21 protein-coding genes and 2 pseudogenes are annotated in these 25,038 nt (G+C 60.1%); 16 read left to right on the forward strand and 7 right to left on the reverse strand.

What is annotated here, in order from left to right:
• Nucleotides 1-188 precede the first annotated feature (188 nt).
• The 9 genes from AC6I1V_RS03930 (at nt 189) to AC6I1V_RS03970 (ending at nt 9,994) form a co-directional block, all read left to right on the forward strand.
• Complete coding sequence (locus AC6I1V_RS03930) at nt 189-1,529, forward strand: alanine/glycine:cation symporter family protein (RefSeq protein ID WP_479860122.1); 1,341 nt, start codon at nt 189-191, stop codon at nt 1,527-1,529.
• Nucleotides 1,530-3,140: 1,611 nt separating this feature from the next.
• Complete coding sequence (locus AC6I1V_RS03935) at nt 3,141-3,731, forward strand: RNA polymerase sigma factor (RefSeq protein WP_486854903.1); 591 nt, start codon at nt 3,141-3,143, stop codon at nt 3,729-3,731.
• A complete protein-coding gene (locus AC6I1V_RS03940; RefSeq protein ID WP_486854902.1) occupies nt 3,728-4,081 on the forward strand; it encodes a 5'-nucleotidase in 354 nt (117 codons plus the stop codon). Before AC6I1V_RS03935 ends, AC6I1V_RS03940 begins: the two co-directional genes overlap by 4 nt.
• The gene (locus AC6I1V_RS03945) at nt 4,081-4,473 is read left to right on the forward strand and encodes a type 2 periplasmic-binding domain-containing protein (RefSeq protein ID WP_302553437.1); all 393 of its coding nucleotides are present in this window, start codon (nt 4,081-4,083) and stop codon (nt 4,471-4,473) included. The genes AC6I1V_RS03940 and AC6I1V_RS03945 overlap by 1 nt, the downstream gene beginning before the upstream one ends.
• A 105-nt stretch (nt 4,474-4,578) precedes the next feature.
• Nucleotides 4,579-5,784, forward strand: a complete 1,206-nt coding sequence (locus tag AC6I1V_RS03950) for an efflux RND transporter periplasmic adaptor subunit (protein ID WP_302553438.1) — start codon at nt 4,579-4,581, stop codon at nt 5,782-5,784.
• On the forward strand, nt 5,781-7,721 hold the full coding sequence (locus tag AC6I1V_RS03955; RefSeq protein WP_302553439.1) for a MacB family efflux pump subunit: 1,941 nt from the start codon (nt 5,781-5,783) through the stop codon (nt 7,719-7,721). The genes AC6I1V_RS03950 and AC6I1V_RS03955 overlap by 4 nt, the downstream gene beginning before the upstream one ends.
• Complete coding sequence (locus AC6I1V_RS03960) at nt 7,721-9,169, forward strand: TolC family protein (protein ID WP_497736861.1); 1,449 nt, start codon at nt 7,721-7,723, stop codon at nt 9,167-9,169. Before AC6I1V_RS03955 ends, AC6I1V_RS03960 begins: the two co-directional genes overlap by 1 nt.
• Nucleotides 9,132-9,377 (forward strand): hypothetical protein, encoded by a 246-nt coding sequence (locus AC6I1V_RS03965; RefSeq protein ID WP_308771179.1) that lies wholly within the window; start codon nt 9,132-9,134, stop codon nt 9,375-9,377. Before AC6I1V_RS03960 ends, AC6I1V_RS03965 begins: the two co-directional genes overlap by 38 nt.
• 200 nt (nt 9,378-9,577) lie before the next feature.
• A complete protein-coding gene (locus AC6I1V_RS03970) occupies nt 9,578-9,994 on the forward strand; it encodes an MmcQ/YjbR family DNA-binding protein (protein ID WP_302553443.1) in 417 nt (138 codons plus the stop codon).
• A 275-nt stretch (nt 9,995-10,269) separates the two neighbouring features.
• Here AC6I1V_RS03970 and AC6I1V_RS03975 read toward each other — a convergent pair whose 3' ends face one another.
• The 7 genes from AC6I1V_RS03975 to AC6I1V_RS04005 form a co-directional block, all read right to left on the reverse strand.
• Complete coding sequence (locus AC6I1V_RS03975) at nt 10,270-10,617, reverse strand: hypothetical protein (RefSeq protein WP_308771180.1); 348 nt, start codon at nt 10,615-10,617, stop codon at nt 10,270-10,272.
• Between the two features lie 18 nt (nt 10,618-10,635).
• Nucleotides 10,636-10,749 carry an ethanolamine ammonia-lyase reactivating factor EutA gene (locus AC6I1V_RS03980; RefSeq protein WP_486851087.1) on the reverse strand — a complete coding sequence of 38 codons (114 nt, stop codon included), beginning with the start codon at nt 10,747-10,749 and terminating at the stop codon, nt 10,636-10,638.
• A 128-nt stretch (nt 10,750-10,877) separates the two neighbouring features.
• On the reverse strand, nt 10,878-12,293 hold the full coding sequence (locus AC6I1V_RS03985; protein ID WP_486854973.1) for an ethanolamine ammonia-lyase reactivating factor EutA: 1,416 nt from the start codon (nt 12,291-12,293) through the stop codon (nt 10,878-10,880).
• Nucleotides 12,294-12,296: 3 nt separating this feature from the next.
• The gene (locus AC6I1V_RS03990; protein ID WP_486854972.1) at nt 12,297-13,055 is read right to left on the reverse strand and encodes a cobalamin adenosyltransferase family protein; all 759 of its coding nucleotides are present in this window, start codon (nt 13,053-13,055) and stop codon (nt 12,297-12,299) included.
• Between the two features lie 689 nt (nt 13,056-13,744).
• Entirely contained in the window at nt 13,745-14,404 is a 660-nt protein-coding gene (gene eutL / locus AC6I1V_RS03995) for an ethanolamine utilization microcompartment protein EutL (protein WP_308772068.1), read from the reverse strand.
• Between the two features lie 296 nt (nt 14,405-14,700).
• Complete coding sequence (eutC, locus tag AC6I1V_RS04000; RefSeq protein ID WP_486854717.1) at nt 14,701-15,675, reverse strand: ethanolamine ammonia-lyase subunit EutC; 975 nt, start codon at nt 15,673-15,675, stop codon at nt 14,701-14,703.
• Nucleotides 15,676-15,684: 9 nt separating this feature from the next.
• The gene (locus tag AC6I1V_RS04005; RefSeq protein ID WP_486854718.1) at nt 15,685-17,046 is read right to left on the reverse strand and encodes an ethanolamine ammonia-lyase subunit EutB; all 1,362 of its coding nucleotides are present in this window, start codon (nt 17,044-17,046) and stop codon (nt 15,685-15,687) included.
• 562 nt (nt 17,047-17,608) lie between these two features.
• Between AC6I1V_RS04005 and AC6I1V_RS04010 the strand changes: the two genes are divergently transcribed.
• The 7 genes and pseudogenes from AC6I1V_RS04010 to trpA all read left to right on the forward strand — a co-directional run bounded on the left by AC6I1V_RS04010 (nt 17,609) and on the right by trpA (nt 24,872).
• Nucleotides 17,609-19,051 carry an anthranilate synthase component I family protein gene (locus AC6I1V_RS04010; RefSeq protein WP_486854719.1) on the forward strand — a complete coding sequence of 481 codons (1,443 nt, stop codon included), beginning with the start codon at nt 17,609-17,611 and terminating at the stop codon, nt 19,049-19,051.
• A pseudogene (locus tag AC6I1V_RS04015) lies at nt 19,032-19,607 on the forward strand (anthranilate synthase component II); the annotation flags it as partial. The gene AC6I1V_RS04010 and the pseudogene AC6I1V_RS04015, both read left to right, overlap by 20 nt.
• A 45-nt stretch (nt 19,608-19,652) precedes the next feature.
• Nucleotides 19,653-20,624: pseudogene (gene trpD, locus AC6I1V_RS04020) on the forward strand (anthranilate phosphoribosyltransferase); the annotation flags it as partial.
• Nucleotides 20,614-21,399: an indole-3-glycerol-phosphate synthase gene (locus AC6I1V_RS04025; RefSeq protein ID WP_486854720.1), complete on the forward strand. Its 786-nt coding sequence runs from the start codon at nt 20,614-20,616 to the stop codon at nt 21,397-21,399. The pseudogene trpD and the gene AC6I1V_RS04025, both read left to right, overlap by 11 nt.
• 214 nt (nt 21,400-21,613) lie before the next feature.
• Nucleotides 21,614-22,246 carry a phosphoribosylanthranilate isomerase gene (locus AC6I1V_RS04030; protein WP_479858450.1) on the forward strand — a complete coding sequence of 211 codons (633 nt, stop codon included), beginning with the start codon at nt 21,614-21,616 and terminating at the stop codon, nt 22,244-22,246.
• A gap of 2 nt (nt 22,247-22,248) precedes the next feature.
• Nucleotides 22,249-23,421 (forward strand): tryptophan synthase subunit beta, encoded by a 1,173-nt coding sequence (gene trpB, locus AC6I1V_RS04035; RefSeq protein WP_482333625.1) that lies wholly within the window; start codon nt 22,249-22,251, stop codon nt 23,419-23,421.
• Between the two features lie 680 nt (nt 23,422-24,101).
• Nucleotides 24,102-24,872, forward strand: coding sequence for a tryptophan synthase subunit alpha (trpA, locus tag AC6I1V_RS04040; protein ID WP_482333623.1), 771 nt, complete (start codon nt 24,102-24,104; stop codon nt 24,870-24,872).
• Nucleotides 24,873-25,038: the final 166 nt, after the last annotated feature.

Consider the following 25,038-nt stretch of genomic DNA (forward strand, 5'->3'; position numbering starts at 1 on the left):
AACGGCGGCGCACCGGTACGCATACGTCCGGAACCGGATTCACCGGGTGTGATAATAATGAAATTTTCCCCTGCAATACGGTACATGCCAGAGGGTCCCCTTGAAAAAGGGACGTCCCGCACCGCCGCTGAACGGTGCGCGGCCACCATAGAACCAAGCTCCCGAATACGCAACGCAGGAAGACAACGATGGAAACGCTGATGCAGGCTTTGAAGGCGATCAACGACGTGATCTGGGGACCGGGCATGCTGATCTTGCTGATCGGAACGGGCCTCTACCTTACCGTAGGGTTGCGTTTCTATACGTTCCGCAACATTTTTTCAGCGTTTTCCATGCTCTGGAAGGGCAGGAGCTCCTCGGCGGGCGACAAGGGCGAGCTGACGCCGTTCAATGCCCTGATGACGGCCCTCGCGGGGACTATCGGCACGGGGAGCATCGTCGGCGTGGCCACGGCCATCCTTTCGGGCGGCCCGGGCGCGCTGTTCTGGATGTGGTGTACCGCCATGGTGGGCATGGCGACCAAGTTTTCCGAAATCCTGCTTGCCGTCCACTACCGGGAAGTGACCCCGGCGGGGAATTTCGTGGGCGGGGCCATGTACTTCATCAAGAACGGCCTCGGTGAAAAATGGAAATGGCTCGGCGGGCTGTTCGCCATTTTTGCGGCGATAACCTGCTTCGGAACCGGCAATGCCGTGCAGACCAACGCCATTTCCGGCGTGCTCTGGGGAACCTTCGGCATCCCGACATGGATCACGGCACTGATCCTGTTCCTGCTGATCGCTTCCGTCCTGCTGGGCGGACTGCGGCGCATCGGCAGCGTCGCCGGGAAAATAGTGCCTTTCATGGCGGCCCTGTACACGCTCGCCTCGCTGCTCATCATCATTTTGCACATCAAGGAAGTGCCCGCGATGTTCCTGCACGTCATTGAGGAAGCCTTCACGCCCACGGCGGCGCAAGGGGGCTTTGCCGGGGCCACGGTCATGATGGCCGTCAGGTTCGGCATGGCACGGGGCATCTTCGCCAACGAAGCCGGGCTCGGCAGCGGGCCCATCGCCCACGCCACCGCGACCTCCACCCCGATCAGGCAGGCCACCATTGGGATGCTCGACGTGTTCATCACGACTATGATCGTGTGCAGCATGACCGGCTTCGCCATCCTCGTCACCGGGGAATGGACAGCCCTCGGCGCTCAGGGCGCTTCGCTGACCGCGCGGGCTTTTGAAACCGCCCTGCCGGGCGCAGGCTCGTCCATCGTAGCTATTTCGCTGGTCATGTTCGCCTTTACCACCATCCTCGGCTGGTGCGTGTACGGGGAGCGCTCCGCGATATTCCTGTTTGGGGATCGGGCGCTGAAGCCCTTCCGCGTCCTCTATACCATCGTCGTGCCCATCGGCGCCCTAGCCCAGCTTGATCTGGTCTGGATTCTTGCCGACACCTTCAACGCGCTGATGGCCTTTCCCAACCTCATCGGCGTGCTTCTGCTGAGCCCTGTGGTATTCAAAACCGTACGTGAAAACAATCGCCCTTGAAAGGGTGTATCAGTGTTGGTTTATTCGGGGAGGGGAGGGAGAAACTTTCTAAGAAAGTTTCTCCCTCCCCTCCCCGAACCCCACCCCTCCCTCTTCAAAGATTTTCGCGTTTATCGAATCCCTGTTCACGGCATTCCCTGTGTGAGTGGATCTGTGGATGGTTTAGCGGTTTAGTTTATTGTAACAATAGGTTATTTTTTGCTTGGCTCTGTTATAGTATGTGGTTGTTTCATCTCCACAGTACGGTGGAAAATACAGCCTTTTTCCGGTTTCCCTTTGGCGGGATTACGGCTAAGACATTTTTCCGGTTATCCCTTTGGAACTTCAAGGAAAAAAGCGTCAACCATTTTCTATGACACAGCCTTTTGCTTCATGTTATTCAAGAGGCTGTGCCATAAAAAACGGTTAATGCTTTCTTGAAATTCCAAAGGAATAGTCAGCCAAATACCTTAATCGTAGACTCCCCCAAGGGGAAATTTGGAGAAAAAGACTGTATTTTCACCGCACTATGGAGATAAAGCAACTATACTATGCCAGAGCCCAATTTTATACTATGACGGGGCCATTCAAGATAGATGCTGGAGAAAGCATCTTGCATCGTTGGGCCCGCCAGCAGATACCTTAACCGAATGTGATGACATCAATTACTATAGGCCTGCCGCAGAATGTGGTTGTTTGCTCTTCACAGTATGGTAAAAAATATCCTTTCTCTCCAATTTTTCCGTTGGCGGACTTTATGACCGAAACCTTTTACTGGTTATTTCTTTGGAACTTCAAAAAAACATCAACCAGTTCCTATGGCACAGCTAAATATAAAAGTATCAACTGCTTACCCTAGATTATGACATTAATTATATATAATATATTGAAATTATTTAATTATTTTAAAGTCGCAAAAAATTATTTTAATAATCTCAAATAATCACATGTAAAATAACGACACGTCCTAGTACACAACCTTACAGTTTGTTATAATGCCGCTCCTTCATATACTGAAAGGGCTGTTTGTTTCCCCAGCTCCCTGAGTTTTTTAAGGCTCTGTCATAGGATGTGGTTGCTTCATCTCAATAGTGCGGTGAAAAATACAGCCTTTTCTCTTCGGTTTTTCTCTTGGCGGAATACAGGGCTAAGGCATTTTGTCGGTTATCCCTGTGGAACTTCAAGGAAAAAAGCATCAACCATTTTCTATGACACAGCCTTTTTTAAAAATATGACAAAAAACAATACGCGAACAGGATTCTTTCACATATACTGCACCAAAGCCGCCAGCCTTACAAAAAACGTAAAAAGGATTCCCCTTCTTTTATGGGCCCCTTACCTCTTCCCAACATTTTTCACCTTCCATAATATGTTCACCCAGCGGAACTCCTGGCGCGCGGCCTCCCCATCAGTCGAAACGTTTAGGGGGATGAGGGGCGGGGGTTTGGGGGAGGGGAGAAGGGCCCCTTTGGAAAGGGGCCCTTCTCCCCTCCCCCAATTTCCTCCCAAAAAATTTTCCCGCCCGGTGTAACAATTCCACACGGAACGGCACACTCTTCTTGTACAGGGCATCTTTCCCGTGCTCTCTCCGTCCGAAAGGCGCAGGGTTGAACGACAGAAAAGGAACAGACCATGATCCCGGAGGCGGGAGAAGAAACCCTTCAGGCCGTGCTGAACGGCGACGCGGAAGCATTCCGCTCCATCCTGCGAACCTATGGGCCGCGCGTGGAGCGCCTCGTTTCCGCGCATGTCCTGCCGCACGAGGTGCCCGAAGTGGCACAGGAAACCTTCGTCAGGGCGTACAGGAGCCTGCGCTCCTACCAAGGCCAAGGTTCCTTCGAGCGCTGGCTGGCGACCATTGCCCTGCGCTGCTGCTACGAGCGGCTGCGTGAACGCTACAGGCCCGAAGCGCCATTCAGCTCTCTGGCCCAAGGCGAAGAAGATGAAACGGAAGGCTTGACCGAGCAGGCCTCGTTTCGGCTCTATGAGGAAGAAAACGAACGCCGCGGCTTACGGGAAGAGCTCGAATCGGCCCTGCAGCGGTTGGAGCCCCGCGATCGCATGCTCCTGACGCTCACCTTTCTGGAAGGCTATTCCATTGCGGAGACGGCGGCCATGATGGACATGACGCCGATCAACGTCCGGGTCAGGGTTCACCGCAGCAAGGCAAAGCTGCGCGAAGCGCTCACCCCCCCTTTGGAAAACCTCGGGAGGCAATCATGAACAACCTTTTGCAGTCATTGCGCGGCGTGCTGTCCGCCCTTATCGGCTTTCAATCCCCCGATGACGGGTTGCTGGAAGAGGCACGGCGCCGCTGGAACGAAGGGCGTACGGGCCGGGCTTCCCTGCTCGACGAGACATGGGAGGAGCGCGTGATGTTCGCCGTCCGGCTCAGCCCGATGGACGATCCCGATGTCCCTGACTGGCTGGCGCAGCGCTTCCGGCCCCTTGCGTTGGCGAATGCCGCCATTATCCTCTGCGCGTTGATGCTCTTCTGGCACGCGGGCGATCCCGGCACCGCCCTCGCCGAATACGCGCAGGCGGCCCTTGCCGGATATGAGGTGTTTTTCTGATGCGAACCCGCTTCAAAAGTTTGCTGGCACTCGGCCTGACCTTTGCGGCAGGGTGCCTCATCGGTATCGCCATCGGCAGCAGCAACCCGCGCATGTTCAAGCTGTTCCGGCAGCCTCCGGGCCCCGACCGGGCGGTCGAACATCTGGCGGAAGTGCTGGATCTCACCCCGAAACAGCAGGAACAGGTTCGGGAAATCTTTATCCGTCTCCACCCTGAGTTCCTTCAAGAATCGGAACGGGCAAAAGCTTTCCGCAGGGCATTCATCATCAAGCATTTCAACGAAATGGCCCCGCTGCTTGATGAACGCCAGAAGGCCGTGGCCCAAGAGTTTCTGGAAAAGCAACTGTCGAGGAAAATGCAGCATCCGCCCAAAGAGGGCAAGGCGGACTAGCGCGCCCCTTGTGGGGCGATTCCCCAAAACGCTCACCGCATCGGCTCCGCCGGGCGACAAAACGGGCTTTCCCTTTCGGGAATGCCGTACAGTGGATTTGTATTGATGAAAAAGAAACCGTTCCTCATCGCGGCGCTTGTCATCGCCGCAGCGGTCGCCGCGTGGTATGTGTTCCGTATGGATCAAGGCGACGGGATGGCCTATCTGACGGAACCCGTGACGATCGGAGACATTACTAAAACCGTCAACGCCACCGGCGAAGTCGGCGCAGTCCAGCTCGTCAGCGTGGGCGCACAGGTCGGCGGGCAGATCAAAAGGCTGCATGTCGTCCTTGGGCAGGATGTGAAGAAAGGCGATCTGATTGCCGAAATCGACTCCGTGCCGCAGCTTAACCAGCTTGAGACGGACAAGGCCCGGCTCCAGTCCTACGAATCGCAGCTTGCCGCCAAAAAAGTGGCCCTGAAAATCGCCAAAACGAAGTATGACCGCGAAAGGCAGCTCAAGAAACGCGACGCAGCCTCCAAGGAAAGCCTTGAGGACGCCGAGAACGCCTATGCCCTCGCCAAGGCCGAAGTGACCGAGCTCGAATCGCAGATCCGGCAGACCCAGATCGCCGTAAACACGGACGAGGTCAACCTCGGCTACACCCGCATCACCGCGCCGCTCGACGGAACCATCGTTTCCGTGCCCGTGGACGAAGGCCAGACCGTCAACGCCAACCAGACCACGCCCACCATCGTCCAGATCGCGGATCTGGACAAGATGGAAATCAAAATCGAAATCTCCGAGGGCGACATTACGGCGGTCAAGCCGGGCATGCCCATCACCTACACCATCCTTTCCAACCCCGAAACGGAATACAAGGCCGTCCTGACCTCCATCGACCCCGGCCTGACCACGCTCACGGACGGGAGCTACAAGACCACCTCATCGACGGGCAGTTCCTCTTCCTCATCCTCCACATCCTCGAACAACGCCGTGTACTATTACGGCAAGGCGCTTATCGACAACAAGCAGGGCCCGCTGCGCATCGGCATGACCACCCAGAACGTGATCACCGTGGCGGACGTCAAGGATGCCCTGCTCGTCCCTGTGATCGCCGTCCAGTCCGGCAACGGCAAAAAGTTCGTGCGCGTGCTCGGCCCCGGCGACAAGCCTGAGCGCCGGGAAGTGACCACCGGCATCGCCGACGGCATCCATATCCAGATCCTTTCCGGGCTCAAGGAAGGCGACGCCGTGATCACCGCCCAAGTCACCCAGCAGGAACAGGACGCCCAAGGCCAGCAGCGCCACCGGGGACCGCGGCTATGAACATCATCGAAGCCGAAGGCATCAACAAATTCTTCGGGGCCGGGCAAAACCGCGTCCATGTGCTGAAGGACATGTCCTTTGCCATCGAAGAAGGCGACTTCGTCGCCATCATCGGACAGTCCGGCTCAGGCAAGTCGACGCTCATGAACATCCTGGGCTGCCTCGACACCCAATCCTCCGGCGTCTGCCGCATCGGCGGCGTGGACATCGGCACGCTCGGCAGCGACGAGCTCGCGGAGCTGCGCGGGAGGCGCATCGGATTCATCTTCCAGCGCTATAACCTGCTCTCCACGCTGTCCGCCACGGAAAACGTGGCCCTGCCCGCCGTTTACTCCGGGGTGGACAAAAAGACGCGCCTTGATCGGGCCAAGTCCCTGCTTGCGGATCTGGGCCTGCCGAACAAGCTGGAAAACAAGCCCAATGAGCTTTCCGGCGGCCAACAGCAGCGCGTTTCCATCGCCCGGGCGCTCATGAACGGCGGCAGCATCATCCTTGCCGACGAGCCCACCGGCGCCCTCGACTCCAAAAGCGGCGAGAACGTCATGGACATCCTCACCGAACTGAACCGGCGGGGGCACACCATCATCGTCGTGACCCATGACCACCACATTGCGGGCTTCGCCAGCCGGGTCATCGAAATCAAGGACGGCTCGATCATTTCCGACACCCGGAGCCGGGAACTCGTCCCCGCACCGGAACGCGAACTCCCCCGTTCGCCCCGCGCCTCCCTCATGTTCCGCAAGGATCAGTTCGTCGAGGCGTTCAAAATGTCGGTGCAGGCCATCCTCGCCCACAAGATGCGATCCGTGCTGACCATGCTCGGCATCATCATCGGCATCGCCTCGGTGGTGTCCGTAGTCGCGCTGGGGCGCGGGTCGCAGGAAAAGATCATCGCCAACATCAGTTCGATGGGCACGAACACCATCAACGTCTATCCCGGACACGGCTTCGGCGACCGGAAATCGGACAAAGTCAAGACGCTCACCGTCGCGGACTCCGACGTCCTCGGCAAGCAGAGCTACATCGACAGCGCCACGCCCAACACCACGGCGACGGGCACGCTCGTCTACCGCAACATCACGGTGAACGCCCAGCTCAGCGGCGTAGGCGAGCAGTATTTCGACGTCAAGGGGCTCAAGCCCGCCGAAGGCCGGTTCTTCAACAAGGACGACGTGCGGGCGAACCATTCCTACGTGGTCATCGACGACAATACCCGGAAAAAGCTGTTCCCGAACGGGGGCGAGCCGGTGGGGCAGGTCATCCTGTTCAACCGCCAGCCGCTGGAGATCATCGCCGTGGCCGAAAAGCAGGATTCCGTATTCGGCCCCACCGACGCCCTCAACCTGTGGGCCCCCTACACTACGGTCATGAACAAGATCACCGGGCAGCGGCACATTTCCTCGGTCATCGTTAAGGTGAAGGACAACGTCATGCCGCTCATGGCGGAAAAGAACCTGACCGCCCTGCTCACGGCCCGCCACGGCAAGACGGACTTCTTCACCGTGAACACGGACAGCATCAAAAAGACCATTGAGAGCACCACCGGGACCATGGCCCTGCTCATTTCGGGCATCGCGCTCATCTCGCTGGTCGTGGGCGGCATCGGGGTCATGAACATCATGCTGGTGTCGGTCACGGAACGCACGCGGGAAATCGGGCTCCGCATGGCCATCGGCGCGAAACAGGGCAACATCATGGAGCAGTTCCTCATCGAGGCCGTGCTTATCTGCGTCATCGGCGGCGTGCTCGGCATCGTGGCGTCCTACCTCATCGGCGTGGTCTTCGATCTGCTCGTCTCCAACTTCACCATGTCCTATTCCGCCGGTTCCATGCTGCTGGCGCTGGCCTGCTCGTCGGCCATCGGCATCGTCTTCGGATTCATGCCCGCGCGGAACGCCTCCCGCCTCAACCCTATCGACGCGCTTTCGAGGGAATGATGAACGCCATACGACTGATCGCCGCCCTGCTCGTCCTTGGGCTCGGCGGCTGCGCCAACTACCCGATGGGCAGCCTGAAAACGGATCTGCTCCCGGCGGAGGACGTCGCCGCCAGCTACAGCCTGAACACCGCATGGTGGAAAGGCTACCACGACGCGGATCTGAACCGGATCGTGGCCTTGGCGCTGGAGCGGAACGTGGATCTTGCCCTGAGCGCCATCAAGGTGAACCGGGCGCTGTATCAGGCACGCCTGCTCTCCGCGGATCTCGTGCCCTCCTTTTCGGCGGACGCTTCCGCCTCCGCATCCCACAACATCGACAACGGCAACGCCGCGCGATCGTACCAGACCGAGTTCGGGGTGAGCTACGAGGTAGACCTGTGGCAGAAGCTCCGCAACGCCGCCAACGCGCAGGAATGGGAATACAAGGCCACGATGGAAGACCGGGAAACCGCGCGGCTGGCCCTCGTCAACAGCGTGGCGGACACCTATTTCGAGCTGAAATACCTTGATGAATCCATCAAGGTCATGGAAGCCGGCGTCAAGCGCTATCAGGAGCTGCTCCGCCTCATCGAAACCAAGTACGAATTGGGCAAGGTGGCTTCCGTGGAGCCCCTTCAGGCGCAGCAATCCCTGCTTTCTGCCCGCAACAGCCTGCTTGATCTGCATGATCGGCAGAACGTGGCCCGCCAGACGCTCCGGGATCTGCTCAATATCCGCCCCGGTGAGAACCCGGCCATCGGCAATGCCGACCTGATGTCCTACCCCACGGTCGGGGTCGATCTCGACGTTCCCGTGGCGGCCCTCGCCGCGCGCCCGGACATCCGGGCCTCGGAAGCCCGCCTGCAAAGCGCCTTCAAGACGCTGGAGTCGGATCGCGCAAGCTGGTACCCGGCGATCTCCATCGGCTCGACGCTCGGCACCTCGTCCTCGACCTCAAGCAAGGTCTTTGACCTGCCCCTGCTCGCGGGCACGGTGCGCGTCAGCTTCCCGTTCCTGCAATGGAACACCATCCGCTGGAACATCAAGATTTCCGAAGCGGACTTTGAGTCGGCGAAACTGGACTTCACGCAGGCCGTGACGTCGGCGCTCAATGAGGTGGACGCCGCCTATTTCAGTTACGCCAACGCACGGCGCTCGTTGGAAAACACCCTGTCGAAACACCAGAAGGACGTGCGCATCGGGGAATACTACCAGACCCGCTACGATCTCGGCGCCGCCGAGCTCAAGGATTATCTGGATGCCCTGAATACGGCGGACAACTCCATGCTTTCGGCGCTGGAAGCGAAATACCGGGTCATCCGGTACGAGAACCAGATCTACAAGGCGATGGGCGGACGTTACGAACGCATCTTGCCGCCGTCTGACGGAAAGGCTACACAGGGGCACACGTCCACCAATGGAGAAAAGCATGTTCCAAGTCAAAGAAATCAACAAGGCACCGTTTGAGGATGCCGAACGGGTCTTCGAGACCAGCCACCCCGAACTGCGCTATGCCGTGGCTTCGCAACGGGCCGTGGGCTTTTACGAGTCGCTGAAGGACTATAACGAAAACGCCTCCCTCTGGGTCGCCTGGTTCGAGGGCGGGAAGCCCGCCGATCTCGCGGCATTCATCCAACAGGAAATCGAAAAGGCCGAGGCGTCGGTGGGAGAATAAAGCCCATACTGTTAACCGGGCATAAAAACGGGGGAAAGGGAATTTTTCTGAAAGAAATTCCCCTTCCCCCATTTATAGAGTCGGCTTGCGTCCATCTCTCCCTCTCCAAAAACGTCCGCGCCTGTCGAATCCTCGTTGACGGTTTTCCCCGTAACCAACATGCGCAAACCCAAAACACGAACCCGCACATGGGAGCGTCTATGCCTACCCGAAATGAACTGTTCGCGTACGTAAAGGCCACATTCGGCACGGAACCGGACTACCCGTGGCCGCAAGAGCCGGAATACGCCGTATTGAGACATGCGGATAATGGGAAATGGTACGGCATCGTGATGAGCGTGCCCCAGTCCAAGCTGGGGCTGCCGGGGAAAGGCAACGCCGAAATCATCAATGTGAAGAGTACCCAAGTGCTGGACATGCTGCTGTACGGCGATCCGGGGATCCTGCCCGCGTACCATATGAACAAGAAGCACTGGATCACAATCCTTCTGGAAAGCGGCTTTGCCGAAAAGGAACTCCGGGCCCTGCTCATGGAAAGCTATCGCCTGACACAAAGCCGCAGGAAGCGGGTTCCCAGCGGACAGCTTCCCAACCGCACAGCACCGTTGGAAAAATGAGGGGAAAAGGGGAGGAAGAGCCCCTAACGGGCGGAACCCCCTTCATCGCCAAACGCCAATTGCGGGCATTCCGGGCCCGCAGCGGCAGCGTGCTCCCCTTCCAATATTTTTGGCTGTGCCACAGGAAATGGTTGATGCTTTTTTCTTTGAAGTTCCAAAAGAATAATCGGCGAAATGCCCCAGCCATGGATTCCGCCGATGAAAAACTTGATAAAAAGGCTGTATTTTCACCATATTATAGAGATAAAACGAACACAGGCTCTGACAGAGCCATATCAGCCCCTCTCCCGCAAACACTCGCACGGCACGGGAACGGGCTTCCATTTGCCGTCCATCCCCTCAGGCGGAAAGGCTATTTCACTGCCGCTGTAATAAAGCTCGAAGCCATCGTCCACGCCGATCGCCTCAACAATGACATACTGGTCTTCGTCGCTGTCCACAAAGTAGTAATATCCCGGCATCCCCGGAAATTGCCCGGCCCAGCCGTTCGCCTCGGTGAATACGGATTCGTGCGCGCGGGCCACACGGACGGCACGGGCAGCCATCTTGCGGGCAAGCGCCTCCTCATCCACCGGGCCTGCCTGCGCCCGTTCGAGATTAAACAAAAACCCGTTGTCGTTCATGGCATAAAGATTTGCGGATCAGCCGGAAAAAGCCAATGATTTGATGGTGACAGGCACGACGCCGCCCTCATACAGCGGCTTGCCCATGTCCAGATAGTCCCCGTCGGCCAGCTTCAATTCATCAAGCACCACCAAAGGCCGCCCGTTCAGGCACGGGCAGCCATCTTGCGGGCAAGCGCCTCCTCATCCACCGGGCCTGCCTGCGCCCGTTCGAGATTAAACAAAAACCCGTTGTCGTTCATGGCATAGGGATTTGCGGATCAGCCGGAAAAGGCCAATGATTTGATGGTGACGGGCACGACGCCGCCCTCATACAGCGGCTTGCCCATGTCCAGATAGTCCCCGTCGGCCAGCTTCAATTCATCAAGCACCACCAAAGGCCGCCCGTTCAGGCGGGGGCGCAGCTCCATGCCGAGCACCTTGCCCATATCCTCCGCGAGCGCCACCAATGCGGGCTGACCTTCCGGGCGGCGGCTCCAAAAACCAGCGAACGCCTCGACCAACAGGCAAACCGTCGCATAGGTCACGGGCATCCCAGCGGGAAGCCCCACGACAAAACGATCCGCATCGTCAAGATCCATACGCCGCATGGCATCCCCGATTGCCGTTTCCACTGCGGCGGGGGTCAACCCGGCGTGCCAGTCCAGCCACGGGGACACCACGGGAAGGTTGCGCATCGGCAACAGGGACTCGTCGGCCCAGACCGTCGCGCCGGAAAGCGAGAGCATCCATGATCCTGCACCGATCACCGTAGCCCTCACCGTCTGGGATGGCGGCAGGAGGGGCAACGCCGCAAAACCGGGGTGGCGCACGATGGCGCGGGCCAGCGACGGCCCCAAATCCCGGAACCGGAACGGATCGGCGTCCGGTTCGGCGCAACAGGCCCCGACCCCGCCCGACAGCGTCACCGCATCATAGCGCCACGGCTTCAGAGGCGGCGTCTGGAGCAGCCGATCCGCCAGCGGGGAACGCTCATCAGCCAGAACCTGCCAGATCAACCCGGCCATGCGATCCGCTATAGCGGGAATATCGTCAGGGCCAAGGGTTTCGGGCGCACGGGAACCATACAACCCTTCCAGAACGGGAAGAAGCGGCTTGCGGACGCGGGTGATCCAGCCGTGCCCGTCGGTTTCCGCCAGACGCCCGCCCATGTTGAGGCAAGCCGTATCAACGACCCGGCCGGCACGGAATACCGCATAGTTGGAAGTCCCGCCGCCGATGTCGATGTTCAAGACCGTACCGCGCCGCGCCTCGGAAAGCGCCGCCGCACCCGCGCCCCGCCCCGCAATGACGGATTCCAGATGCGGGCCCGCCGAGGCCACGACAAAATCTCCGAGGCTGTCCGCCAGACGCATGACCGTGCGCCGGGCGTTCACGGTCTTGAGGCTCTCGCCCGTCACAATGACCGCGCCCGTCTCCACCTCTTCCGGGCGTACCCCCGCCTCCGCATACCAGCCCCGGATAAGGACGTCGAGCGCCGCCTCATCGAGCGTCTCCACGTCCGTGAGCGGCGTGAAGGCCACCGGGCTCTGCCAGATGATCCGGCGATCCGTAATTTCAAAACGCGGAACCTGACAGGCCGCCGCCCGGTTGCGCAGTTCCAGACGGGAAAACACAAGCTGCGACGTGCTCGTCCCAATATCAATGCCGACGCTGAGGATTTGCTTGCCGTCCATTGCCTATCCCCGCGCGGCTCGTATGGCCCTCAAGCCCCCGTCGCCCGCCTTCACCAGCAGCATGAACGCGTAAACCGCGCTGCTCAGCCCGTCCAAAAGCTCCAAAATGTCCGGGCGTTCCAACGTGCCGTCCTGCTTGCGGAAAGCAAACGCAGCCGCCACTTCCGTTTCACGGATGATCGCCCGCAGCCAGTTGAGTAGGGTAAAAACGGAACCTTCCGCCGCATCGGGGCACAAAGGCGCCAGTCCGAGCTCTTCAGGGCGGCAAGCCAACCGCCGCGCAGCTTCCCGCGAAAACGGCCCCATGCTCAATTCGGGTACGGCTTCGTCCAACACTTCGCAGCGCATGGCCCATCCGAGCCACGAGCGCAGATCCGCCAGTAAGCCCTGCAACTCCGGCGCCAGCACGGGCTGCAACTGCGTCTGGACAAGGATGGCGGCGGCAATGGCGGAATCCACCTTGCCCCGGAACCAAATCCGGGGATGATCCTTGGTCACCATTTCCGTGCCGTTCAGATGGGTCTGCGCTTCCGTCTTTTCGACCTTGGCGAAGGGACGCTCCTCGGTCGCCAAGGGATGCACGGCCTTCCCGTCGTCACGGGCGACGCGGCCGTCGCCGGATACGATGAGAATCCGTATCTTCCTGTTGTTCACCAGCTCCTGCGCGGAAGGCGTCAGACGCTCCTCCGGGGAAAGATGCAGTTCCACGCCCTGCCCCAGGCCGCAACGGGCCACCAAATCCTGTTCCGTCAAATACCGCATGTCGTTTCCATGTGTTACAGACGAATCCCGCTCTTTCCCCCAAAGCGGGATACGATCATTGCCTTTTTCCAATCCCCCAGAAACACCCTGCGCGGCAATCCAGTTGCCGCATCCTTCGGATACCCTGCCCGCACTTTAGAGCAACTCCACTTTAACATTGCATAATCGTAAAGTGTAAGGCACGCCCGCTCCGGCATTGAACAGCACAAATACATTGCACTTATGCCTTCACAGCGGCCGCCTGCTTCACGCAGCCGGAAGAGCCTTTTCAACGTGAAAAAACTCTAAAGCCGCCTGCAAGCTCATCCAGCCAGGCGTTTTTTCTCAATAATACGCATGTACTACAAAACCACCTTCCCCACGGACGCCAGCCACGCCTACGGCTCAACGAAACGGCGGAACTCCCGCCGCGCAGCCTCCCCACCAGCCGAAAGTTTTGGGAGGGAAGGGGTGGGTTTTGGGGAGGGGAAGGGAACCCTTTTCCAAAGGCTCTGTTAGAGTTTGTGGTTGTTTCATCTCCACAGTGCGGTGAAAAATAGAGCCTTTTTCTCCGGTTTTCCCCTTGGCGGGATCCACGGCTAAGGCATTTTGTCGGTTATCCCTTTGGAACTTCAAGGAAAAAAGCATCAACCATTTTCTATGACACAGCCTTCCCCAAAGGGTTCCCTTCCCCTCCCCAATCTCAAAAATCAAATTCTTTCCAATGGACTGGCGGCAACGCCGAGCACGGCTTCGGTGAACGCCTGACACGCCGCCTGACACGCCGCCTGATCCCCGGCAAGCCAGCCGCCGGAAAAGTTGGTCTCAGACGGCGGCGGGAAATGCTTCACCAGACGGACATCCGCAGCCTTCAGAGCCGCATCCAAGCCAAAGGTAGCCTCCAGCGGCGGCGCAATGAGCCATGCCAGCGCCGTGCCGACCGGAATCCCGGCCTGCCCCGCAACATACGTGCCGCAAGAGGAAACCAGATGCGACAAAAAGATCAGCTTCCCTTCCGGATCGGCCGTCAGGAACGAAACGCGGTTCTGAGCGTAATCCACGGCGATGCGCAGCCCCTCTTCGGCATCACCGGGCGTCTCCGCAGCAAGGATCCCTATGAATTCACCGGAATAAGGCCCGGAGGCATGGGCCGCCCCGCCATAAAAGGAACTGGCGTAGACGACATCCACGGCGGCCTTTTTGGTCGCTTCGTCGATGGCTATGTAACTTACATCATCGCTGTCGGCGGTGAACAGGGCGAGCGCACGGTGGCGCGGCTCAAGCTTGAGGGCCGCGGCCAACCCCGGATCGACCGAAGGGATGATCCGGCTGGCGAGCACTCGGACTGGAACGGGTTGCAACACTTTCATCGGCGTTCTCTTCTCACGTCTTGTGTATCAAAAAGGCTGTGTCATAGAAAATGGTTGATGCTTTTTTCCTTGAAGCTCCAAAGGGATAACCGGCAAAGTGCCTTATCCGTAGCTCCCGCCAAGAGGAAAACTGGAGAAAAAGGCTGTATTTTCAATGCACTGTGGAGATGAAACAACCATAAATACAACAGAGCCATCAAAAAACCTATTTTATCAGCATATCACCGGTTCTTGCGGAATCCGCCGAGGCACGAATCCTCGCCGCAGCTTTCCCATGCAGGCTTCCGGCGTGACATTTAACCGGAAAAACCGGGGTTAAGAGCCCTATTCAGCGCTATGCCGCTGGCCTTGTGCCGCATCATCTGGCGTACAAGGTCAACGATAACCGCGGCGGCCTCCACAGGCGGCGTGCCTTCGCGGTGGATGTTGGAAATGACCGAGCGATCCGACTCCAGCGTCGCCGCCGTGGGGCGGTACACGGCGTAACAGCTCATGCTTTCCGACTGCCCCAAACCGGGCCGCTCGCCCACGAGCATCAGCACCACGTCGCATCCTACCGCCTCACCAAGCCGATCCTCGGCCTTGACCCGCCCGTAACGCAGGAACAGCGGATCGCCCACCGTGAACCCGGCCTGCCTCAGGCCATTGGTCAGCGGGGGCACGATTTCATCCGCATTGGCGAGCACGGCGTCCGTGCTCAAGCCGTCGGACAGCACGATCAGCACCTGCGGAGCGGGCCGGTAATGCTCCCGCACCGTTTGCAGGGACGCCTCCGAGAGTACGCGCCCCAAATCCGGGCGCGTCAGATAGGTATCCTTGTCTTCCACCAACGTCTGAACCGCCAGCATCCCGCGCCGGAGCAGCCATTCCTCCGGGACTTCACGGAAAACCGTTCCCTTGGACCGGGCATGATCCGCGAGGAAACGCAGGTAGGCCGTGGTCGAAGGCCGTGTTCCATACGCGCCGCCCCCAATCCGGGCCCCGGTACTTTGCATGAACTCCTGCAACACTTCGGGATTGTGCGGCTCTTTCACCCCGCAAGGCTTGCGGAAGGCGGGGCCGCCCAAATCCTCCAGCGATGCGTCCGTGTCGGCATCACCGGTTGCCGCCAAAAGTTCCGGCGCTGCCCCCGAACCGCCCGCGGAGCCATCCCCCGCCGGGGTTGCGGGAGCCATTCCGTCATCAGCAGCGGAAGGCGCAGGGGATGCCTGTTTCGTTTTCAGGGCATCCAGCACGGACGCCACCAGCGCGCGAATTTCCTGTTCCTGCATGGCGTTCCCCTAAAAGAAAATGGAGGCATCCCCGGCGCGGGAGGTGAGGCAACCGTTTTCCATGATCCCGTGCCGTTCCAGCCACTGCTCGAACTCCGGCGCGGGCCGCAGGTTGAGCAACTGGCGCACGGTGGCGATGTCATGGAAGGAGTTGGTCTGGTAATTCAACATGATGTCGTCGCCCATCGGCAGGGAGATGATGAAGTTCACGCCCGCGGCCGCCAGCAGGATCATGAGGTTCTCGTTGGAGTTCTGGTCGGTGTCGGCATGGTTCGTATAGCAGCAGTCGCAGCCCATCGGCAGGCCGTGCAGCTTGCCCATGAAATGGTCTTCAAGCCCGGCCCGGATGATCTGCTGATGGTTATACAGATATTCCGGGCCGATGAAGCCGACCACCGTATTGACCATGAACGGCCGGTAGCGGCGGGCCAGCCCGTAACAGCGGGCTTCCATCGTCACCTGATCACAGCCGTAGTGCGCGTCCGCCGACAGCGCGGATCCCTGCCCCGTCTCGAAATACATGACGTTGGGGCCGGTGGCCTGACAGTAATGCTGCGCGAGATCATACGCCTCATCAAGCAGGCCGGTGGTCACGCCGAATTCGCGCAGCCCCTTTTCGCTGCCCGCGATGCTCTGGAAGATCATGCCCGCGTTGGCCCCCTGCCGGATGGCTTCCATCTGCGTGGTGACGTGGGCCAGCACGCAGTTCTGGGTGGGGATCTGGTGGCGTTCGATGATCTCCCACAGGGCATTGAGCATGGCCTTGGTGTTCTCCACCGTATCCGTCACCGGATTGATGCCGATGACCGCATCCCCCGCGCCGTAAGACAGCCCCTCATACACCTGCGCCACGATGGACGGGATCTCATCCCGCGTGTCGTTGGGCTGAAGCCGTGAGGAGAAATGCCCCGGCAGCCCTACGGTATTGTTGGAACGCACGACCACGGGCATTTTCTTCGCCGCGAAAATGAGATCGGCGTTGGACATGATCTTGGATACGGCGGCGGCCATTTCCGAAGTAAGGCCCTTGCGGACGCGCTCAATGGCGGCGGAAGAGGTACGCCCGTCCAGCAGAAATTCCCGGAATTCCCCGACCGACCAATTTTTGATGCTCTCATAGACCGGCGTGTGCACGGCATCCTGAATGATGCGCGTCACGGCGTCGTCTTCATAAGGGACTACGGGATGTTCACGCAGGTCGCCAAGCGTCAGCTCGCTGAGCACCTGCTTGGCGGCGACGCGTTCCCGCATGGAGGAGGCGGCGACGCCCGCCAGCACATCGCCGGAGCGCAGCTCCCCCGCCTTGTTCAGCACGTCCCGAACCGAATCGAAGCGGTAGGTTTCGCCAAAAAGAGTCGTTTTCAGTTTCACGGTGCCCCTCAGACAGACAATCTCTCATACGAAAAAAGAAGCCTAGCCGCAGGAGGAATCGGCGTCAAGGCTACGGCATGTCAAACATTCCGCCTGACCGGATTCCATACCGTTTTTTCCTTTTCAGGACACGAAACCGTCACAAATTCGGGGTAGAAGATGCTTCATGGGCTTAAGCCCGCATGTTTCGCGCTGCGGCAAAAGGACGCCCCAGCCGTATCCGCGCAAGGATGCCGCATCCCATTTTCCCGGATCGGAAACGCCCTTTCCGGGAAAAAGAAAGTATGTCCGTGAGGGATTGACAACTCGCCGGGTTCGCAGTAGTTTTCAGCCACGTATTCTTTTTCACATTAAACAATGCCTTTTTGAAGGATCAAACCATGTCCAACGCTTCTTCCCTTTCCTTTACCGCTTATCGCTGGTGGTGGCGCGTCATCGACGTGAGGGGGGGAGTGCGGCCTGTGTAAGGCCCGATCCGGCATTGCTGTATCCGTTCATACAGGCGCCATCCTCCCAAGGATGGCGCCTTTTTTTGTACCCCAACCCCAAAAGGATCACCGACATGACAGCTTCCAAAACGCCCGCCGCCCCCGACGTCACCCTGCGCCAGAGCGCGCGGTGGCTCCCGGCGGATATGGACACCCCCATCAGCCTCTTCCTCGGTATGTGCCACGAACATCACGGCATTCTGCTGGAAAGCGCGGAGGTCGACGGGCGGTGGGGACGCTACAGCATTCTGGCCTGCGACTTCCTGCTTCAGGCCGCCTGCCGGGACGGGCTGCTGGCACTCGACACCAGCGACGACCGCCTGCGCCCCTTTGCCGCGCTCAACGGGATGCCCTTCACGGAAGGCCTGCGCGCGCTCATGCGCGGCCTGCACCTCGAAAAGCCCGAAGGCATCACGCTGCCGCCCATCACCCGCGCCCTGTACGGCTATTTCGGCTACGGCATGGCGAGCTTCTTCAACAAGAAGCTGGAAAACTGCCTGCCCCAAAAGGACGCCGACGCCAGCCTTGTCCTGCCGGGAACCGTGCTCGTGTTCGACCACCTGTACAACCGGCTGTGCCAGATCAGCCTCGGCGAACACAGGGACGTGAACGGCGCACGGACGCGGGAATGCGGCGCGGCCCTGCCCTTCATCGGCGAAGATGCCGTGACCGCCACGCCGGGACGGGAAGGCTACATGGATGCCGTGAACAAAATCAAACAGATGCTTCGTCAGGGCGAGGCCATTCAGGTCGTTCCCTCCTGCCGGTTCAGCACGCCGTTCGCGGGAGACGCCTTCACCCTGTACCGCCGGATGCGCCGCTGCAACGCCTCGCCTTATATGTTTTTCATGGATCTGCCGGGCATCACCCTGTTCGGCTCTTCCCCCGAAGTCATGATCCGGTGCGACGAAGGCAAGCTCCAGCTCTCCCCCATCGCCGGAACCCGCAAACGCGGAGCCGACGATCTCGAAGACGCCCGCCTCGCCGCCGAGCTGCAGGAAGATCCCAAGGAACGCGCCGAGCACGTCATGCTGGTGGATCTGGGCCGCAACGACCTCGGGCGCATTGCCCGCCCCGGCACGGTCAGCGTGGAGCGGCTCATGGAAGTGGAACGCTTCTCCCACGTCATGCACCTGACCTCGCGGATCACGGCCCGGCTCCAGCCGGATCTCGACGCGCTGGACGTGCTGGCGGCGACCTTCCCGGCGGGCACGGTCAGCGGAGCGCCCAAGGTCCGGGCTATGGAAATCATCGCGGAAACGGAACAGCTTCCGCGCGGCCCCTACGCGGGCTGCATCGGCTGGCTTGGGCTCGATGACGACAACGTCAGCCTCGATACCGGCATCACCATCCGCAGCATGTGGGTAAAGGATGGGAAACTCCATTGGCAGGCGGGCGGCGGCATCGTCTTTGATTCCGACCCCGCCGCCGAATGGAATGAAGTCTGCAACAAGTCAGCCATCATGCGTACCGTGCTCAACACCACCGGAGAAGACCATGTTCCTGCTCATCGATAACTACGACTCGTTCACCTACAACCTCGTGCAGGCTTTCTACGCGCTTGGGCAAGATCCCGTGGTCGTCAAGAACGACGATCCCCGGCTGCTCGAACTGGCGCAGGACCCTTCCCTGAACATGGTGTGCCTCTCCCCCGGCCCCGGCCATCCCAAGGACGCCGGATACTGCATGGAAGTCCTCCGCATCCTCGATCCCAAAATCCCGGTGCTCGGCGTCTGCCTCGGCCATCAGGCCCTCGGCCTTGCCGCCGGAGCCGAAGTCGTGGTCGGGCCCTGCATCATGCACGGCAAGGCGTCCGAAATCGTGCATGACGGCTCAGGGCTTTTCTCAGGCGTCCCGAACCCCATGCGCGTGGGGCGCTACCATTCGCTGGTCGTCCGTTCCGACGTGGACGAGGCGCACGCCAAATTCACGGTCGCGGCGCACGGCCCCGAAGGTGAAATCATGGCCCTGCGCTATAAGGATCGCCCGTGGGTGGGCGTCCAGTTCCACCCGGAATCGATCCTGACCCCGGACGGGCTGCGCCTGCTCGGCAATTTCCCCAAGGCGATCCTGCCCGCGGGCAATGACGCCAACGCCATCAACGCCATTCTGGATACCCTCGCCAACGGGCAGGATCTGACCGCCGACATGGCTTCCGCCGGATTCTCGGCGCTCATGGACGGCACCATGACCCCCTCCCAGGCGGGCAGCTTCCTCATGGGCCTGCGCATGAAGGGCGAAAGCCCGCTCGAAATGGCCCACGCCACCCGTGCAGCGCTGGCCCGGGCCGTGCGCGTGGACGGCATCGAAGGCTCCTATATTGAAGTCGTGGGCACCGGAGGCGACGGGCGCTCGTCCTTCAACTGCTCCACCGGCACGGCGCTCACGCTGGCGGGCATGGGCTATCAGGTGGTCAAGCACGGCAACCGCGCCGTATCCTCCAAATGCGGCAGCGCCGACGCGCTGGAAGGGCTCGGCGTCAATCTGGACGTCAACCCGGCCGAAGTGGGCAAAATCCTGCATGACCGGAACTTCGTGTTCCTGTTCGCGCAGCGGTTCCATCCCTGCTTCCGCAACATCGCGCCCATCCGCAACGAGCTCGGCATCCGCACCCTGTTCAACCTGCTCGGCCCCCTGATCAACCCGTCCCGCCCCACGCACATCCTGCTGGGCGTGGCCCGGCCCAACCTCGTGAAGCTCATGGCCGAAACGCTGGCCCAGTCTTCCGTACACCGGGCCGCCGTGGTTTGCGGGGCGGGCGGCTATGACGAAATAACCCCCATCGGCCCGAACGAAATGATCATCCTCGACAACGGCGAGCTTGAACCGCTCACCCTCGATCCGGCGGACTACGGCATCCCCGCGTGCACGCCCGAAGACCTCGCCGTGTCCAGCCGCGACGAGGCCGTGGCCGTCCTCAAGGAACTCCTCGCCGGACGCGGCCCCGAAGCCATGCGCAACATGCTCGCCCTCAACGTCGGCATGAGCATCTATCTGCTGGAAGGCAAACTGCCGCTGGCGACCTGCATAGCGAAAGCCCGCGAAGCCCTCGCTTCCGGCGTGGGGGGGAGGGTGCTCCATGCTGCTTGAGAAATTCAAAACGGCGAAACAGCCTGAAATACAGGCACTCCGCCAGCTCGAATACATCAATATGCTGCCGCTTCCGCTTCGGATCGAGCGTCCGTCCTTTCTGGACGCCCTGCGCGCGCCAAACGGAAACCGACCCCACGTCATCGCGGAGTTCAAGCGGGCGTCCCCTTCACGGGGGGACATCCTGATGGATTTCCCACCGGAAGAGGCGGCCAAGCAGTACGCCGAAGCCGGAGCTTCCTGCCTCTCCGTGCTGACCGAGGAAACCTATTTCAAGGGCACGCTCGGGTATCTCAAGCGCATGTCCGCGCCCGGACTGCCCCTGCTGCGGAAGGATTTCATCTTTGATCCATTGCAGGTGGCGGCTACGGCGGCGACCCCGGCCTCGGCCCTGCTGCTCATCGTCCGCCTGACGCCCGACGCGGCCCTGCTTCGCTCCCTGCGCGAGCAGGCGGAAGCGCACGGCATCGACGCCGTGGTTGAAATCTTCGATGAGGCCGACCTCGCCCTTGCCCGCGAGTCCGGGGCACGGATCATTCAGGTGAACGCCCGGGATCTGGATACGCTGCAAGTGGATCGTTCCGCCTGCCTCCGTCTTGCGGAACGGTTCCATCAGGCCGGGGACAACGAAGCATGGATTGCGGCGAGCGGCATCTCCGTTTCGGATCATCTCCGTCAGGCCGCCGACGTCGGCTATCAGGCCGTGCTTGTCGGGACCAGCCTCATGGACGGCGGCGCGCCCGGCACGGCGTTGAAGGGGCTGTTGGAGAGGTAAGGCTGGGGGAAGGGAGGAGAAACTTTTCTGGAGAAAAGCTTTCTCCTCCCTTCCCCCAGACCCCCATCCCTCCTCTTCCAAAGACTTTTGTGTTTATCGAATCCTTGTTTGAGGGAGTGCGGATTATCTGAATTTTCAAAAGGGATTGGCGGCCAGAAGAGAGAGTGTGTGGTCCTGCCGCCCCTTTTCACCAATATTTTCCAGTGGAGCCACAGTGAACGACTTGATCATCAAAATCTGCGGGATGCGCGAACAGGCGGATCTGGACTGCGCCGCCGCGCTCGGAGTTGACCTCTGCGGGTTCATCTTCGCCCCGCAAAGCCCCCGCGCAGTGACGCCGGAACAGGCCGCCGCGTTGGACAGCGGGGATATGCTCCGCGTAGGCGTGTTCGTGACCGACGACATGCGTTTTATCGAGGAAACCGCCCGCGCCACCCGTCTGGATCGCATCCAACTGCATGGGGATCAGTCGATGGCCTGCGCGAATCGCCTGAGCCGCACGTTTGGGGCCGAACGTCTCATCAGGGTACTGTGGCCAGAGCGTTATCCCGATCTGGCGGCACTGGAGGAAACCATGAACCGGCACGCGGCAACAGCCGGAATGTTCCTGCTTGACGCGGGGATGTCCGGGGGCGGCAGCGGGAAACGGATCGGCCCCGGACGGCTGCGCGGCCTGAACGCACCCCTCCCTTGGCTGCTGGCCGGAGGGCTCACGCCTGAAAACGTCAATGAAACCGTCGCGGCCTGTGCCCCTGACGGGGTGGATTTCAATTCCGGTCTCGAATCCGAACCCGGACGCAAGGACCCTTCACGTATGCGGGCCGCACTAGCGGCTCTGAGAGGATAGTCATGAAAAAAGGTTATTTTGGAGAATTCGGCGGGTGTTTCGTTCCCGAACTGCTCATGCCTCCGCTTCAGGAACTGGAACAGGCCATGCGGGACATCATGCCTTCCCCCACCTTCAAGGAGGAGCTGGATGACCTGCTCCGCAACTTCGCGGGACGGGAAACGCCCCTGACCTACTGCCCCACCCTGTCCAAACGGCTCGGCTTCTCCTTGTGGCTGAAACGCGAAGATCTGCTGCACACCGGCGCGCACAAGGTCAACAACACGCTCGGTCAGGCGCTGCTCGCCAAGCACATGGGCAAAACGGCGCTGGTCGCGGAAACCGGCGCGGGCCAGCACGGCGTGGCGACGGCCGCTGCCGCCGCCCGTCTGGGGCTTGAGTGCATCGTTTTCATGGGTGCCGAGGATGTGGAGCGCCAGTCCTCCAACGTGCGGCGCATGAAGCTGCTCGGCGCTGAAGTCCGGCCCGTCCGGAGCGGCACCCGGACGCTCAAGGACGCCATCAACGAGGCGCTACGTTACTGGATCGCCGCGCAGGAAACCACGCACTACTGTTTCGGTACGGCGGCGGGCCCGCACCCCTTCCCCACGCTGGTTCGGGATCTTCAAAGCGTCATCGGGCGCGAAACCCGTGCCCAGATGCTGGAGAAAACCGGGCGGCTTCCCGATGCGGTCGTTGCGGCCGTGGGCGGCGGCTCCAATGCCATCGGCATGTTCCATCCGTTCGTGGGTGACGCATCCGTACGCATCATCGGCGTTGAGGCGGCCGGCACCGGAGAGCCGGGATGCTACAATTCCGCGCCGATCAACCTCGGCACGCCCGGCGTCCTGCACGGGCAGATGACCATGCTCCTCCAGACCAAGGACGGGCAGATCGAGCCTTCGCATTCCGTTTCCGCCGGGCTCGACTATCCCGGCGTCGGCCCGGAGCACGCCTATTTGAACGCCATCGGGCGCGTCCACTACGGGCTCGCCAACGACGCCGAGGCGCTTGACGCCTTCCAGACCCTCTGCCGCACCGAAGGCATCCTTCCCGCGCTGGAATCCTCGCACGCGCTGGCATGGGTACTCCAGCACCACGAAGAACTCCCCGCAAGGGGGCATGTCGTCGTCAACCTCTCCGGGCGCGGCGACAAGGACATGGACATCGTAGAACAGCATCTGAACTTTGAATAAAGGAAAAGCGTTAGATTATGTCGTCAATCAGATATAATCTATTGAAATTATTGAATTATTTATCAAGTTGCAAAATATTGTTTTCAATAATTTCAAACAGTTATATGTCAAACGACGACACGGCCCAGAAAAGAACGTAGAAAGTGTTCCAAAGACTTTTGCGTTCCCATTCAATTCTTGTTCACGGCTGTGCCATAGGAAATGGTTGATGCTTTCTTGATGTTCCAAAGGAATAACCGATAAAATGCCCCAACTGTGGAGTCCGCCAATGGAACGGCTTGAGAAAAAGGCTGCATTTTCACCATACCGTGGAGATAAAACAACCGTATCCTATGCAGGAACCTGTTCACTGCCCTTCTTAACATGCTACAACAAGTTAAAAACAGATAACTAAGAAATAAGCTGTGTCATGCATCTTCACAGCACGGTGAAAATACAGCCTTTTCTCCAGTTTTCCCCTTGGCGGGCTTCATGGCTGAGGCATTTTATCGGTTATTCCCTTGGGACTTCAAGGAAAAAGGCATCAACCATTTTCTATGGCACAGCCAAAAATAAAACATCCAAAATACCTACCCTCCCCCCAAACCAAGGGGGCCCGGGGGGAATTATTCCCCCCGGACAGGGGGTCAAGGGGGGCGGTAGCCACCCTTGCCGCCGGAGGCATAACGAGGAGCACCATCATGAGTTTTCTTGAACAGAAAATACGGGATGCGCACACAGCCGGACGCACGGCGCTCATTCCCTTCGTCACCGCAGGCTTCCCCACGCTCGACACGTTCTGGGGCATCATTGAAGAACTGGACGCCAACGGCGCGGACGTGATCGAAATCGGCGTGCCGTTCTCCGATCCCGTGGCCGACGGCCCGGTCGTTGAGGACGCTTCCCGCCGCGCGCTGGAACAGGGCGTCAGCCTGAACTGGATCATGGACGGCCTCAGGCAGCGCGCCGGAAACTTCAAGGCGGGCATCGTGCTCATGGGCTACCTCAATCCGTTCCTCCAGTACGGGCTGGAACGCTTCGCCGCCGATGCCGCACAAGCGGGCGTCTCCGGCTGCATCGTGCCGGATCTGCCGCTTGACGAAAGCGCCCCCATCCGGGCCACGCTGAAAGCGCACGGCATCGCTCTGATCGCGCTGGTCGGCCAGAACACGCCGGAAGAAAGGATGCGCGAATACGCCGCCGTTTCAGAGGGCTATGTGTACGTCGTCTCCGTCCTCGGCACTACCGGGGCGCGCGCGGGGCTGCCTCCGCAAGTGGAAGAGACGCTGCGCCGGGCGCGGAAAGCCTTCAACCTGCCGCTGGCCCTGGGCTTCGGCTTGCAGCACCCCGATCAGCTTGCCGCCATCCCCGCGGACATCCGGCCCGACGCCGCCGTGTTCGGCAGCGCCCTGTTGAAGCATCTCGACAAGGGCAACGCCGCCAAAGCCTTCCTTGAGGTATGGGCCCGCTAGCCGCAAACAAAAAGGCCGCCGCCGAATCCCTGCCGGATGGACTTCCACCGGCAGGGATTTTTGCTGCCGCACTTTTCCCTATCCGCCCCTAATCAGGCGCAAGCCCCGCCCTCTTCACGGAGGGCATTCACCTTTTCGATGATTTTCTAAAAAATCATTTTTAATT

The organism is Bilophila sp. T19-St14 (assembly GCF_059728385.1).

Coding starts and splice junctions, on each gene's coding strand:
- AC6I1V_RS03930 (WP_479860122.1), top strand. CDS start 189: ATGGAAACGCTGATGCAGGCTTTGAAGGCGATCAACGACGTGATCTGG.
- AC6I1V_RS03935 (WP_486854903.1), top strand. CDS start 3,141: ATGATCCCGGAGGCGGGAGAAGAAACCCTTCAGGCCGTGCTGAACGGC.
- AC6I1V_RS03940 (WP_486854902.1), top strand. CDS start 3,728: ATGAACAACCTTTTGCAGTCATTGCGCGGCGTGCTGTCCGCCCTTATC.
- AC6I1V_RS03945 (WP_302553437.1), top strand. CDS start 4,081: ATGCGAACCCGCTTCAAAAGTTTGCTGGCACTCGGCCTGACCTTTGCG.
- AC6I1V_RS03950 (WP_302553438.1), top strand. CDS start 4,579: ATGAAAAAGAAACCGTTCCTCATCGCGGCGCTTGTCATCGCCGCAGCG.
- AC6I1V_RS03955 (WP_302553439.1), top strand. CDS start 5,781: ATGAACATCATCGAAGCCGAAGGCATCAACAAATTCTTCGGGGCCGGG.
- AC6I1V_RS03960 (WP_497736861.1), top strand. CDS start 7,721: ATGAACGCCATACGACTGATCGCCGCCCTGCTCGTCCTTGGGCTCGGC.
- AC6I1V_RS03965 (WP_308771179.1), top strand. CDS start 9,132: ATGTTCCAAGTCAAAGAAATCAACAAGGCACCGTTTGAGGATGCCGAA.
- AC6I1V_RS03970 (WP_302553443.1), top strand. CDS start 9,578: ATGCCTACCCGAAATGAACTGTTCGCGTACGTAAAGGCCACATTCGGC.
- AC6I1V_RS03975 (WP_308771180.1), bottom strand. CDS start 10,617: ATGAACGACAACGGGTTTTTGTTTAATCTCGAACGGGCGCAGGCAGGC.
- AC6I1V_RS03985 (WP_486854973.1), bottom strand. CDS start 12,293: ATGGACGGCAAGCAAATCCTCAGCGTCGGCATTGATATTGGGACGAGC.
- AC6I1V_RS03990 (WP_486854972.1), bottom strand. CDS start 13,055: ATGCGGTATTTGACGGAACAGGATTTGGTGGCCCGTTGCGGCCTGGGG.
- eutL (WP_308772068.1), bottom strand. CDS start 14,404: ATGAAAGTGTTGCAACCCGTTCCAGTCCGAGTGCTCGCCAGCCGGATC.
- eutC (WP_486854717.1), bottom strand. CDS start 15,675: ATGCAGGAACAGGAAATTCGCGCGCTGGTGGCGTCCGTGCTGGATGCC.
- AC6I1V_RS04010 (WP_486854719.1), top strand. CDS start 17,609: ATGACAGCTTCCAAAACGCCCGCCGCCCCCGACGTCACCCTGCGCCAG.
- AC6I1V_RS04025 (WP_486854720.1), top strand. CDS start 20,614: ATGCTGCTTGAGAAATTCAAAACGGCGAAACAGCCTGAAATACAGGCA.
- trpB (WP_482333625.1), top strand. CDS start 22,249: ATGAAAAAAGGTTATTTTGGAGAATTCGGCGGGTGTTTCGTTCCCGAA.
- trpA (WP_482333623.1), top strand. CDS start 24,102: ATGAGTTTTCTTGAACAGAAAATACGGGATGCGCACACAGCCGGACGC.